The sequence below is a fragment of the [Clostridium] symbiosum ATCC 14940 genome (assembly GCF_000466485.1).
In the GTDB taxonomy this organism is placed as follows: Bacteria; Bacillota; Clostridia; order Lachnospirales; family Lachnospiraceae; genus Otoolea; species Otoolea symbiosa.
This window is the reverse complement of sequence record NZ_KE992828.1, coordinates 1-12,111: the sequence shown is the minus strand read 5'-3', so window position 1 is coordinate 12,111 and position 12,111 is coordinate 1. Positions and strand designations below refer to the sequence as shown.

The following is a 12,111-nucleotide window of genomic DNA, read 5'->3' as shown; positions in this document are numbered from 1 at the left end:
GCGTCCTCACCTGCTTAACTAAATCTCCATTTGAACCGGCTGAAACGGAACCGATGCAATACCGACATACCACTCAATCTCCGGCTTTTCCTCAAAATACATGGAGGAACAGGCCGCCCTGGTCTCCCCCTGCGTCAAAACGGCAACACCGGCTGCGCCGCCGATAACACTGGCTGCAATTGAACTGACTATTGTCTTATTCCTAATCGGTGAATCCGGCCTGGCACAGTCGTGGACCGTAAGGATATCCTCTCTGCTGCCGGCAGCTTCCCCGGACTTGCCGTCAGACTCTGTTCTATATTCCAATACATAATATTTTTTTGGAAAAACAAGCCCGCTTTCACCCCTATGCATATCCGGCTTACCGCACTCCAAATCATCCATCGTTTTACAGCGGCATGACAGGATATGGAGCCGGTATTCCTTCTCCCGGCAGCGATGCGGTACGGTCACCGTGAACGGCGCGCAGTTTACTGCCGTTGTAAAACGGTAGCCGGAAGGACGGGTCACCCTGTTTGATGAAAGTAACAGGCTCATTGATTTTATATCTGCCATCTCCCTCTCCCAATGAAACACAGCCCTGTAAAACAACCAGGCGGAGTCCGGGGCAAGACCGTACAATTGCAGCAGTTCCTTCACCCGGATATTCCCTTCACCAGAATCATCCGGCTGCCAGACCGTTTTGTACCACCCGCTACCCCTTATTTCCTCTCCGTTTATCTCAATACTAAATTTGACGGGAAGCCGTAACGGATCATCGCAGTTTCTCAGCGCAGACTGCTCCTGCGTAAGTAACGCTCTGTCTTTATCTCCCCATTTGTCCCGAAATGACCGGAGCGCTTCCACCGGTATTCTCCGGCAAATATCTATGTTAATTTCCTGAGCATCGGAGTATGCCGCCGGTATCACCCACTCATAACCGCCGCAGTCAAACACTTTCCTTTCTATATGAATCGGACTTCCGCTCCCTTTATCTTTATCATTATTTCTGTAATTTTCTGCTTTCACTCTCTTCATCTACGGTTCCCTCTTCCTTTTTATATATTGTTGGCTGTTTATTCTCGTGTTAGAATTTTGTTAAAATTCCCTATATTTATGTTATAATTCCGTTAAACTTTTAATTTTATCTGAATATATAAGTATTTTGTTATATAGTATTTAGCTTTTTATATATTATTTGTAAATATTCTACAAATCAGATAAAATATCTCATATCCCGGGTATCTAAAAGCAATCCAATCAATCGAATTACAGGGCAGGCAATTACATAAAAAAACCGCCTGTCCCAAATACCGGCGTGCCGGATATGGCACCGCCAGAATCAAATAGGAGGATTAAAGTCCATTTTCTGGAAAAGTATTGTATTCCTGCTCCGGCAGTCGGCGGATTGTTGTTCTCCATTATCAATATGGCCGGGGTTCAGACAGGTGCTTTTCAATTTGCATTTGACCAGACATTAAAAGATTTTTTCATGATCGCATTCTTTTCAACCATTGGATTCAGCGCAAGCCTTAAGATAATCAAAAAAGGCGGAATTGCTATTTTTATATTATTCTGTACTTCCTCCGTCATGCTGATTATACAGAATGTATGGGGGGTTGCAATCGCACGGGCATTTGGCTTAAATCCTCTGCTCGGCATGTGCGCAGGCTCTATCTCCCTGATGGGCGGCGTAGGGTCGTCTGCCGCTTTTGCTCCGATTATGGAACAAAACGGAGCCGTAGGGGGCCTGACTTTTGCCATTGCATCCGCAACCTTCGGCCTGGTTATGGGCGGTCTCGTCAGCGGCCCCATCGCTAAATTTCTCATTGACCGCCATAAGCTTAAGGACGTAAGAAAAACCGGCGTTAGAGAGGTGGATTACGGCAGTATTGAGGTGGATGAGGAAGCCAGTGTGATTGAGGTGTCTTCCATGCATAAGGCTTTTTTCCAAATCATAATTGCCATGGGTGCCGGAACAGTCATATCAAAATTAATCAGTCTGAGCGGAATGGTTTTCCCGGCCTATGTAGGCGCAATCTTCGCCGCCGCATTTATCAGAAACGGCGGAGAAGCTGCGCATATCAAGGTATATACGAAAGAAATCGATGCGTTGGGCAGCCTGTTCCTGAATATATTCCTGGCAATGACCATCATGGCCCTGGAATTATGGGAGCTTGCAGCGCTTGCACTTCCTCTGATTATCATTCTAATTGGCCAGGTTATTCTTCTCGCGGTATTTGCCGCCCTGATTATTTACAATACAAACGGCAGGGACTACGATGCGGCGGTCATGGCTGCCGGTTTCTACGGCTATGCAATGGGGGCTACCCCGAACGCAATGGCAAGCATGAGCGCCGTCGTTTCACATTATGACCGTCCGTCTCCAAAAGCTTTTTTCACCGTACCAATCGTAGGCGGCTTTCTGATGGATTTTGCAATGGCTATTCTCATTATCACTCATATGAACCTGATACTGGCCGGGGTTCTTTAGATATTCCCACAGCCGGGTATTCCTCTTGCAGACACAGCCAGGGGAATACCCGGCTATACCAGAAATTTTTCTGCCACCGCTTTCAGAGCGCCGGGATTATCACGCTGCCACCGTATAAATCCCTTTCCGGACGCTTCCACCGCCTTGCCCAAAGCCAGGATAAAATCCGGCGCCTTCTCGTCCGGTATCACTCCCAGTTTCTCCCCCATCCGCTCGCTTCCCTGACGTTCGCAGCCGTTTATACTGAGCTGCCAGGCCGGTACCGCCGCCTTTTCTATTCTTATGATACAGCCCTGAAAGCCAAGCTCACCAATCTGATGGGTCCCGCAGGAGGAAGGACAGCCTGATATGTGAATCTGTGGAAGGATCCCGTCTGCAAATTGCGCCTCCCTGGAAGCCTGTACGAGTTTCTTTAAGAGCGCCTGCGAATCGCCGATACCCTGCTGGCATACGGAAGCGCCGATACAGGCAGCCGATGCCTCGAAGGCCGTCTCTGCGCCCCCCTCCGTCACCTTCAGAACCCCGGCAGCTTCCCGCCCGTCGCAGTTTATGATATAGACCGCCCCGCCGGGGGTCAGGCGCAGCTCAACCTGTTCCATATCCCTGATCACATTATAAATTTCCCGGAAAAAAGACGGCTTCGGGCTTCCGCCCACAGGATGGTACAATACGCTGTACAGCCCCTTTTGCTTCTGCTCTATTACCCGGGGATGATCAGGCGCAGGAATGCGGCCTTCTTTGCTCACCAAGACGCACCTGGGATTCATCCTCAGGTTTTCTCCGCAGGTGAGAGCCGATTCAAGCATCTCACGAAATACCTCCCTGTAACGTTCTTCCCCGCCCAGGGCCTCTGGTATGAACCGGCTTCTGGCTTTAGCGCGGTTCTCATAATTTCCATATTCGAGATACAGATCATACATGGCCTTTACGTAATACAGAATTTGTTCCGGCTCCACCCCATCCGCCACCTTTATGCCAAAGGACGGATTGATTCCCAGACCTCCGGCGGAGTATACGTCAAACAGCCCGTCCGGCCGCGCTGCAAATCCAAGATCCCGGAATGTCGCATGCGTAAGATTTTCCGCAGAATTTGAAAATGCAACCTTCAGTTTCCTCGGCAGCATTGGCCCGTGAATCCGGCTTAAAAGATAATCGGAGACCGCAAGAGAATAAGGCATTACATCAAAATACTCCTCCTTCTCCACACCGGAAAGAGGGGATACCATAACATTTCTTGGAAAATCTCCGCCTCCGCCCCTGGTTATAATTCCATGCTCCAGCGCCTCCAGGGCGATCCTGCATACGGTTTTCTCATTCAGGTTGTGAAGCTGCACGGTCTGGCAGGTGGTAAAATGCACAAGATCGATTCCGTACGTTTCAATGCATCCGGCCACAAATGCCAGCTTGTCCTTCTCCAGACGGCCGCCTGGAAGGCGCAGCCTCAGCATGCTGGCATTGCCGCCTCTCTGTGCATAACTTCCAAATCCTCCTGATATGCCTTTATACGTTTTCGTATCCAGCGTCTTATTATAGAAACGTCTGGTAGCTTCGATAAATTCCCGGTAATCCTGTTTCCACTGTTCCGGTTCCAGATTTTTGGGTTCCATATATTATGTCCTTTCCCTGATATCCTAAAAAACTTTGACATAATATATCATTCCTCAGCCGTTTCATTTCATTCTTCCAAATATAGCCTTGTTACAGGTGATTCCGGCGCATCTGCTCCATCGCCCATTCATAATCCTTCTTATGTACGTAAAATGTATAGGAGCATTCGTCTCTTGCCATAAGTGCCATCGCCGCCGGTCCCATCCCGATTCCTCTCAGGCTCCCGCCCAGCTTTCCTGCGCCGCTGCTTACTTTGAAGGTATAATTAATCCCTGCCAGGGCGAGAGTGTCCCTGACCTCTGCCTGTTTTTGCATATTCTGTGTGGCATATACTTCCCTTCGGTTAAAGAGTGTCAGCATTTAACTCCCTCCTTTTTTATTTTTCCTGTATATCATATATCCGGCCGTGATAAGGACTAGTATCGCGGTGCCTATATATACCGGTGTGAAATCAATCTTTCCCGCTATAAATATTGCGGTCGGACCGTCGGCTCCCCCGATTATGGAAACGGCCGCCGCATCCTTTTTCGCAAGATACAGGCCGCCAAGGCTCAGTATAACCGCTGCCCCCGTTATAATACCAAGAATAAATCCAACCATTTTCTCTTTTCTTTTCATTACTATCTTCCTCTTTTCTTTATCTCTCAAATCCCAGAAATCTGGTTCCCTGGAATGTCAGACGCCCGCTGTCACCTTCTGCAAGCATACCGTATTCACTGCTTTTCACCGACAGCTCCATGCGGTCTCCGCTCTCCACCTGAAACGTTACGTAATAGCTGGTGGACGAAGTCATATGAGTGCCATGAGCGCCTGTAATATCACCGGCGTTGTGATGAGTGTGGCGGCTGACATGAGTACGCTTCGCCACGATCGACGCTTCTACGGTCAGCCTGGGAGACTGATTGTTCTTATTCCACTCCCCGATGCCGCGGATAATTGTAAAAATGATCAGGCCGAATACTGTAATAAAAATCAGGGTAAACATTATCTCAAATCCGCCTCCGAACATAAATGAATCTATATACATTACTCTCCTCCTTATCTGATTACAGTATATCTTATTTAGCCTCCCCGTTTTTTACTTTTTTCTGACAAATTCTGTAAATGTTTCATTCTTATGAATGAACGATAACTGCACGCCCCGCACACAGGTCACCACAAAAAAGCAGGCCCGGTTAATCCCGGCGCCTGCCCGCATCGCATTTACATCGTTATTTCTGGTTAATATAATTCACCAGGCCTCCGGCCGTGATGATCTTCTGCATAAATTCCGGAAAAGCCTGTCCCTGATAGCTTGTATTCTTCGTCTTGTTTACGATGATTCCGCTGTCGAAGTCCACTTCCACCTCATCCCCGTTCCCGATTGCCATTGCCGCTTCCGGACATTCAATAATCGGGAGGCCGATATTGATGGCATTGCGGTAAAAAATCCTCGCAAATGTCTCTGCAATGACACAGCTTACCCCTGCACATTTGATTGCCAGAGGCGCGTGTTCACGAGATGAACCGCAGCCAAAATTCTTATTGGCGACTATGATATCGCCGTCCTTTACCTTTGTAATAAATTCTTTGTCAATATCTTCCATACAATGCTTAGCCAGTTCTTTTCCATCCGTCGCATTCAGGTATCTGGCCGGAATAATGACATCCGTATCCACATTATCGCCATATTTAAACACATGTCCACATGCCTTCATCTTTCTTCCTCCTCATCAATTCCCGCTGCTGTGCCGTCCGGCACAGCTAAGGTCGGTTCAAGCATTATAATCCCAGTTCACAGGGACAGCTTATTTTGCCTGTTACTGCACTGGCTGCCGCAACGGCAGGGCTTGCCAGATAAATTTCCGAGTCCACATGTCCCATACGGCCCACAAAGTTACGGTTTGTTGTGGAAATACATCTCTCACCCTCTGCCAGAATTCCCATATAGCCGCCCAGACACGGGCCGCAGGTAGGCGTGCTGACAACAGCTCCCGCCTCTACAAAGATCTCCATCAGCCCTTCTCTGATACACTGGAGATAGATAGCCTGAGTGGCCGGAATCACGATACAGCGCACTCCCTTTGCCACCTTGCGCCCTTTCAGAATCCCGGCGGCAATTCTCATATCATCGATCCGTCCATTCGTACAGGAACCGATCACGGACTGGTCAATCCTGACCTCTCCCGCTTTTTCAATGGTCCTTGTATTCTCGGGAAGATGCGGGAATGCGATTGTCGGTTTCAGTTCGGACAGGTCGATTGTATAAACTGCGTCATATTCCGCATCTGCATCCGCCTCATAGATTTTATAATCACGTTTGGAATGTTCCTTCATATATTCTTCCGTCAGTTCATCGACCGGGAAGATTCCATTCTTTCCTCCGGCCTCAATCGCCATATTGCAGATTGTAAACCGATCATCCATGGTCAGGTTTCTGATTCCGTCGCCGCAAAATTCCATAGATTTATAAAGAGCGCCGTCCACGCCGATCATGCCGATAATATGCAAAATCACATCCTTGCCTCTGACCCATCTGGAAGGTTTTCCCGTAAGTTCAAATTTGATAGCGGAAGGTACCTTGAACCAGGCCTTGCCCGTCACCATGCCGGCCGCCATATCCGTGCTGCCCACGCCTGTGGAGAATGCGCCCAAAGCGCCGTATGTACAAGTATGGGAATCTGCTCCGATCACAGCATCCCCCGCCACTACCAGGCCTTTCTCAGGAAGCAGGGCATGTTCGATTCCCATCTCTCCCACATCAAAGTAATTGGTAATATCGTGCCGGCAGGCAAATTCACGGCAGCATTTACAGTTCTGAGCCGATTTAATATCCTTGTTCGGGATAAAGTGATCCATAACCAGAGCTATTTTCTCATTATTAAAAACGGTCTGGTTATCCATCTTCTGCATCTCATTGATCGCAACCGGCGTTGTGATATCATTGCCCAGCACCAGATCCAAATCTGCTTCAATTAACTGTCCGGCTTTTACCTCCGAAAGGCCGGCATGTGCAGCCAGAATTTTCTGAGTCATTGTCATTCCCATGATTTGATTCCCTCCTAAAAATTATGTATTTACATTATAGCATCGGCCCTGTTATAATACAAATATATAATACGAATATATGTTATAAACCTCGGTTATAGGCAGACTGCACCGGCCCATTCTGTACAGCCTGCCCATGGCTTTCAAACATAGTTACAGTTCAGCCTTCGGCCAAACTGCACAAATGATGCACAGAAACGGCAAGAAAACGCCGTTGATTGTGGTGAAAAGTTTACTTTTCGTCGCGCCGCGCCGCACAACTCGGGATTTTCGCAAAAAACAGCGAAAACACCTCGCGGAATACATCATGGCTGAACTGTTACCAAACATATCCAGATAAGGGGAGTCATTATGGAACAGCATTTATCCCAATATAAAATTTTCTACGCGGTAGCCAAAGCCGGCAATATTTCCAAAGCTGCCAAAGAGCTTTTTATCAGCCAGCCGGCAATCAGCAAATCCATCAGCAAGCTGGAGGAGAATCTGGGCGTCTCATTGTTTACAAGGAATTCCAGAGGGGTTCAGCTTACCGTGGAGGGACAGGTCCTTTTCAGCCATGTCAGCAATGCATTCGATACACTGGGGCGGGGTGAGAACGAGCTGAAACGGATCAAGAATTTTAACATCGGCCAGATTAAAATCGGAGTCAGCAATACGCTCTGCAAATATATTCTGCTCCCATACCTGAAGGGCTTTATTGATGAATATCCGCATGTCAAGATTATGATTGACAGCCAGGATACGGCCAGAACTATCTCGATGCTGGAACAGCAGAAACTGGACATAGGCCTGATTGCGGAGCCAAAGACAAGAAGGTCGCTCTCATTTATGCCGGTTATGAGAATTGAGGATACCTTTGTCTGTACTAAATCCTATCTCGATAATCTGAAGATCCGGGAGGGGGAGGATGTGAATATCTTTTCTGCCGGAACGGTTCTTCTGCTTGACAGAAATAATATGACGAGGACTCATATAGACGCATATTTTGCAGAACATAATATAGAAATAAAGCAGGTTCTGGAGGCCACCACGATGGATCTTCTGATCGAATTTGCCAAAACCGGCCTCGGAGTCGGATGTGTCATCCGTGAATTTGTCCGAGGGGAACTGGCAGACGGTTCCCTGATTGAGATTCCTCTCAGTTCCCCTGTAAGAAACAGAACGGTCGGATTTGCTTATAATCCTGCTTATGCTACTAAGACAATGAACAATTTTATCCGCTTCTGTTCATCAAAGTGATCGAAAAAGGATACCGTCCCAGCAGCGCTGAGCCAGTATCCTTTTCAGATTTATTTGGTTATAGCTTTTCAAACAGAGAACGCACCTGCGCCTCCGTCACGTTCTCAATTTTTTTCCCCGCCACATATTCAAAAGCCTCCTGCCATTCCCTGTCGCTGTAATGGTCCGGCTCTATTTCCGATACTGCCCTCTTCACCTGCTCAAACCGGCCAGAGTCATGGAGATCTGATATATACAGGCATCCCACAATTCGTCTCAATTCGTCTAAAATCCCCTTGCTCTTTTCCATCCACCTTTACCTCGTCCAAACAAATAGAAGTTTTATTTCCGTCGTATCACGTTTAATACCATACACAATCTATTTTATGGCATTATATGCTTCATGTCAATCTTTACTGCGCATATAATGCGCTAATTTTTACCAGTTTATGGCATAAACTATACGTATAAAGGCGGTGCAACTTATGTATAGCGAATTTGACTTTGGAAGAAGATTGTCGCAACTGCGCGAAAGGAAGGGAGTCTCAGCGCGTGATATGAGCCTTTCCATGGGACAGAACCCCGGATATATCAATAAAGTAGAGAATGGCAAGGCCATGCCGTCCATGGAAGTTTTTTTCTATATCTGTGAATTTCTGGCCATCACACCATCTGATTTTTTTGACGAAAAGAAAAAAGAGCCCTGGAAGCTGCATCAGCTTACGGAAGAATGCCGTTATCTGAGCAGTGAAAGTCTGGAACACATCCTGGCTATCGTGAAAGGGCTGGCTGAACACAACCGATGAAGCCGTTTAGGAAAGAATCCCGCGAGCGGGATTCTCCGCCTGCAGCGGGCCGCTGTGGCGACATAACTCCTTACCGCCGCAGGCATTGGCTCACTTAGCTGCTTTTTTCCTGTTATTAAAAATCTGTCCTTCTAAATCTGCAATCGTTATATGCTTCAGCTCTTCCCTGCATTTCTGATCCAGCTGCTGATACAGGCCGTCCAACAGCCCGGCCATTCCGGAGGCAATCAGGCAGTTCTTCTCCAGATTTCCGCTTTTCCAGGAGGATGATACAAACGCCACTCCCAGCGCATCGGCAATCATGCACAAGTTTACCTTGGAGGCATCGGCGCTGAACTGATACCCTCCGTCCAGTCCCTCCTTCGTCGAAACAAGGCCGGCCTTTTTCAGGCTCGCCAGAATCTTCCTGACTCTCGCCGGATTTGTGCAGACATTCTCCGCCACCATCTCACTTGAAACCACCGTCTTTTTATGGTTTAAAAATACTAAAGCATGTACCCCTACTGCAAATTCACCTGTCATCCTTCTATTCCTCTTTCACTGTTTCATAAGTCCAGTCGATGATTCCTCCAAAATCATAAACCTGCGAATATCCCATCTTTATCAGCTTGTCGGCCGCCTCTTTGCTTCTCCGGCCCGACCGGCAGTATACCAGAATCTTATCCTCTTTCTCACTCAGCAGTTCCGGCTCTGTATCCGCTATTTCCTCATTCGGAATGTTGACTGCACCCGGCACATGGCCTTCCTTATACTCCTGGAGTGTTCTGACGTCGACAATGGTCACATCCTCATTGTCCATCATATCCTTCGCATCCGCGGCCGTGATTTTGTGATACGCTTTGTTCTTCTGCGTTTCTTCCTGCGCTGCGGCATTCGCCCTGGCACATCCGGACAGTCCCATCATAATCAGAATCCCTACGCCTAATAATACCTTATTTTTCATGTTTTTTCACCTGTTTTGTAAAATTTGTCAATTAACTGGTACCTGTGTTTCTGCCGCTTCCTCCGCCGGTCCTGCCGGCCCCGCAGCCTCCGGCTGTTCCGGTTCAGGAGCCTGTACGTCTCCGCCCTGTGTCCCGGCAGCGCCTTCCGATTCTGCCGCGCCTTCCGACTCTGCCGCGCCTGCAGTCTCTTCTATCTGAGGGAATGTGGTATTGCGCTGAATTACCCCGGCCTTACTCTTATAATAACTGTTATGCAGCGGTTCTTCTTTCAGGACCTGCCCGTCCTTGGTCAGGACACGGAAGCTTTTCCAGACAGAACCGTTCTGTCCCTGATCCACTATCTTCTCCGTTCCAAACGGTAATTGCGTGTTTTCTTCGTAGGACGGCGCAGTCGGTTCCGCATCCCGTACCTTCTCGGAACGGATGCTGACCTTGACCCCGTCGTCCAGAACGGGAATCCCCACAATCGACAGTTTCAGCTCCAGTCCGCTGACCGTGGCCCGCAGTACAACCGGCGCGGCGCTTGTATTAACGAATTTTAAATCCGGACCGGCATAGCCGTCAAAGCTGACCATGGCATCCTGCCCCTTTTCGACATAGGAGGGGGCAAAACTGTGCGCGTTCCGCTCCGTTGTCTTAAATCCGGCCTCAATGATCGAGTGGTAAAGTGTGGTGGAAACCTGACAGACGCCGCCTCCCGGCTCCTCTATCAGTACGCCGTTCCGGTAGGCTCCGGCCGGCTGATATCCCTTTTCCTTCGTTCTGTTCCCTGTTGTATTGTTGAAGGAAAATTCTTCCCCGGGCTTTAGAATAAGCCCGTCAATCGCCTCTGCTGCCAGGGTTACGTTTTTATTACGGTTTTTATTATTGGTTAATTTCGTTGTAAAGGTTCCGATTACCTGATACTGCGCTTTTGCCTGCGCCTGGGTACGGGCGGGCGGTGTAATGGAAAATGACGCTTCCACCGGACTTTTATAGTCCCCCTCTCTCACCGACCGCATAATGGACGTCACCAGATTATCCTGATCAAGATTCCGCCCGTTCCGGTCTTTGGAATATTCATATACGCCTGTTTCCTTGTTATAGGACACCACATTGGAATCCACAGGCTTTTGATCCCATTTGTCTGCCAGTCCTGCCGCCTGTTCCCGGATATCCTGCTCCATCCGCTCATAATCAAAGGAAAGCTTTACTTCCTCTGCCTGTCCGGGCGCGCTCTCCAGTATGCGCGCAATCTCCGCCTCCACCGGATTTCTCAGTTCCACCGTCTCATCCGGGCCCTGTACCTTAATGGGACCTGAAAATTTTTCCGATAAAACCTTTGCCGCTTCCTCTTTGGAAAGTCCGCTGATATCTATGCCTTCCGCAATCACTTTCTGCTGCGGCTTTCTATCTGCACCCTCTGCGTCTGCTCCGGCCCCGCCGCTCTCCGGCCTCTGCAGCTGCGTCTCGCCGTATACGGCTGTCTGCCGCTTCTGGAGCAGCGGCACAGTGATGGCAATCACTGCGGCTGCGGCAATACCGGCCGCCCCATAAATGAGGAGCCTGCGCTTTTGGTGGGCTGCGGAATTCTTTCTGCGCCTTGACATATTGATTCTTTTTTCCCTGCTTCCTGGTTTATTATATTTTCCTGTCATTTTATCATCGTCCTTTTAGAATGGATTTTTCCGAGAATATCATATCCATTTTTTTCCATCTGTATTTTTTCAAATTACAGTTTATACTGTTACAATATCAGATACAGTTAAATCTGTCAATATCTTTTTTTAAAAAATCGGAAGAAAGAACTCCGCTCGAGAGATTCTCCGCCTGCGGCGGGTCGCTTCGGCGACTTAATTCCCTATCGCTGCAGGCATTGGATCACTTAGCGAATGTAACGAGCTTAGTGAACAAGCCCTCTTTAGAGCTGCGTTCCTCCGCGGAGCGGTTTTTATTTAACAGGAGAACTTTCCTGTTAAGCGATAATCTGCACACTCCGCGCACAGGTCACCGCCTTCAATAAAAAAAGGTTCTATACTGAATGTTGGGGTGTGCT

Annotated in this window: 14 protein-coding genes; 3 read left to right on the top strand and 11 right to left on the bottom strand. The window is 48.4% G+C overall.

Translation table 11 applies throughout. The annotated features are described in order from the left end of the window. Window positions 1-18: 18 nt before the first annotated feature. Window positions 19-1,017 (bottom strand): hypothetical protein, encoded by a 999-nt coding sequence (locus CLOSYM_RS03865; protein ID WP_021641034.1) that lies wholly within the window; start codon window positions 1,015-1,017, stop codon window positions 19-21. A gap of 289 nt (window positions 1,018-1,306) precedes the next feature. On the opposite strand from CLOSYM_RS03865, the gene gltS reads away from it, so the two are divergent. Then, window positions 1,307-2,473: a sodium/glutamate symporter gene (gene gltS, locus CLOSYM_RS03860; protein WP_021641032.1), complete on the top strand. Its 1,167-nt coding sequence runs from the start codon at window positions 1,307-1,309 to the stop codon at window positions 2,471-2,473. Window positions 2,474-2,526: 53 nt separating this feature from the next. Here gltS and CLOSYM_RS03855 read toward each other — a convergent pair whose 3' ends face one another. From CLOSYM_RS03855 to leuC, 6 genes are all read right to left on the bottom strand, one after another. Further along, on the bottom strand, window positions 2,527-4,080 hold the full coding sequence (locus CLOSYM_RS03855; protein WP_021641031.1) for a nitrite/sulfite reductase: 1,554 nt from the start codon (window positions 4,078-4,080) through the stop codon (window positions 2,527-2,529). A gap of 91 nt (window positions 4,081-4,171) precedes the next feature. After that, window positions 4,172-4,441: a hypothetical protein gene (locus CLOSYM_RS03850; protein ID WP_021641030.1), complete on the bottom strand. Its 270-nt coding sequence runs from the start codon at window positions 4,439-4,441 to the stop codon at window positions 4,172-4,174. Next, window positions 4,442-4,699 (bottom strand): hypothetical protein, encoded by a 258-nt coding sequence (locus tag CLOSYM_RS03845; RefSeq protein ID WP_003503384.1) that lies wholly within the window; start codon window positions 4,697-4,699, stop codon window positions 4,442-4,444. It lies immediately after the preceding gene. Between the two features lie 19 nt (window positions 4,700-4,718). Further along, window positions 4,719-5,108, bottom strand: coding sequence for a DUF2500 domain-containing protein (locus tag CLOSYM_RS03840; RefSeq protein ID WP_003503382.1), 390 nt, complete (start codon window positions 5,106-5,108; stop codon window positions 4,719-4,721). A 184-nt stretch (window positions 5,109-5,292) separates the two neighbouring features. Further along, a complete protein-coding gene (gene leuD / locus CLOSYM_RS03835; RefSeq protein ID WP_003503380.1) occupies window positions 5,293-5,778 on the bottom strand; it encodes a 3-isopropylmalate dehydratase small subunit in 486 nt (161 codons plus the stop codon). Window positions 5,779-5,842: 64 nt separating this feature from the next. Then, a complete protein-coding gene (leuC, locus tag CLOSYM_RS03830) occupies window positions 5,843-7,108 on the bottom strand; it encodes a 3-isopropylmalate dehydratase large subunit (RefSeq protein WP_021641027.1) in 1,266 nt (421 codons plus the stop codon). 351 nt (window positions 7,109-7,459) lie between these two features. Between leuC and CLOSYM_RS03825 the strand changes: the two genes are divergently transcribed. Next, a complete protein-coding gene (locus tag CLOSYM_RS03825) occupies window positions 7,460-8,347 on the top strand; it encodes a LysR family transcriptional regulator (protein ID WP_021641025.1) in 888 nt (295 codons plus the stop codon). A 58-nt stretch (window positions 8,348-8,405) separates the two neighbouring features. Here CLOSYM_RS03825 and CLOSYM_RS03820 read toward each other — a convergent pair whose 3' ends face one another. Beyond that, a complete protein-coding gene (locus tag CLOSYM_RS03820) occupies window positions 8,406-8,636 on the bottom strand; it encodes a hypothetical protein (protein WP_003503375.1) in 231 nt (76 codons plus the stop codon). Window positions 8,637-8,811: 175 nt separating this feature from the next. Between CLOSYM_RS03820 and CLOSYM_RS03815 the strand changes: the two genes are divergently transcribed. After that, window positions 8,812-9,132, top strand: coding sequence for a helix-turn-helix domain-containing protein (locus CLOSYM_RS03815; RefSeq protein WP_003503374.1), 321 nt, complete (start codon window positions 8,812-8,814; stop codon window positions 9,130-9,132). A 90-nt stretch (window positions 9,133-9,222) separates the two neighbouring features. Here CLOSYM_RS03815 and CLOSYM_RS03810 read toward each other — a convergent pair whose 3' ends face one another. From CLOSYM_RS03810 to CLOSYM_RS03800, 3 genes are read right to left on the bottom strand one after another with little or no spacing between them, the layout of a single operon-like run. Next, complete coding sequence (locus tag CLOSYM_RS03810; protein ID WP_003503373.1) at window positions 9,223-9,654, bottom strand: RrF2 family transcriptional regulator; 432 nt, start codon at window positions 9,652-9,654, stop codon at window positions 9,223-9,225. Between the two features lie 4 nt (window positions 9,655-9,658). Then, window positions 9,659-10,075 carry a rhodanese-like domain-containing protein gene (locus tag CLOSYM_RS03805; protein ID WP_003507482.1) on the bottom strand — a complete coding sequence of 139 codons (417 nt, stop codon included), beginning with the start codon at window positions 10,073-10,075 and terminating at the stop codon, window positions 9,659-9,661. Between the two features lie 27 nt (window positions 10,076-10,102). Beyond that, entirely contained in the window at window positions 10,103-11,713 is a 1,611-nt protein-coding gene (locus CLOSYM_RS03800) for a VanW family protein (RefSeq protein WP_021641024.1), read from the bottom strand. Window positions 11,714-12,111: the final 398 nt, after the last annotated feature.

Bases quoted from the DNA above. Each gene is read 5' to 3' on its own strand.
- CLOSYM_RS03865 (WP_021641034.1), bottom strand. From the start codon at position 1,017: ATGAAGAGAGTGAAAGCAGAAAATTACAGAAATAATGATAAAGATAAA.
- gltS (WP_021641032.1), top strand. From the start codon at position 1,307: ATGGCACCGCCAGAATCAAATAGGAGGATTAAAGTCCATTTTCTGGAA.
- CLOSYM_RS03855 (WP_021641031.1), bottom strand. From the start codon at position 4,080: ATGGAACCCAAAAATCTGGAACCGGAACAGTGGAAACAGGATTACCGG.
- CLOSYM_RS03850 (WP_021641030.1), bottom strand. From the start codon at position 4,441: ATGCTGACACTCTTTAACCGAAGGGAAGTATATGCCACACAGAATATG.
- CLOSYM_RS03845 (WP_003503384.1), bottom strand. From the start codon at position 4,699: ATGAAAAGAAAAGAGAAAATGGTTGGATTTATTCTTGGTATTATAACG.
- CLOSYM_RS03840 (WP_003503382.1), bottom strand. From the start codon at position 5,108: ATGTATATAGATTCATTTATGTTCGGAGGCGGATTTGAGATAATGTTT.
- leuD (WP_003503380.1), bottom strand. From the start codon at position 5,778: ATGAAGGCATGTGGACATGTGTTTAAATATGGCGATAATGTGGATACG.
- leuC (WP_021641027.1), bottom strand. From the start codon at position 7,108: ATGGGAATGACAATGACTCAGAAAATTCTGGCTGCACATGCCGGCCTT.
- CLOSYM_RS03825 (WP_021641025.1), top strand. From the start codon at position 7,460: ATGGAACAGCATTTATCCCAATATAAAATTTTCTACGCGGTAGCCAAA.
- CLOSYM_RS03820 (WP_003503375.1), bottom strand. From the start codon at position 8,636: ATGGAAAAGAGCAAGGGGATTTTAGACGAATTGAGACGAATTGTGGGA.
- CLOSYM_RS03815 (WP_003503374.1), top strand. From the start codon at position 8,812: ATGTATAGCGAATTTGACTTTGGAAGAAGATTGTCGCAACTGCGCGAA.
- CLOSYM_RS03810 (WP_003503373.1), bottom strand. From the start codon at position 9,654: ATGACAGGTGAATTTGCAGTAGGGGTACATGCTTTAGTATTTTTAAAC.
- CLOSYM_RS03805 (WP_003507482.1), bottom strand. From the start codon at position 10,075: ATGAAAAATAAGGTATTATTAGGCGTAGGGATTCTGATTATGATGGGA.
- CLOSYM_RS03800 (WP_021641024.1), bottom strand. From the start codon at position 11,713: ATGACAGGAAAATATAATAAACCAGGAAGCAGGGAAAAAAGAATCAAT.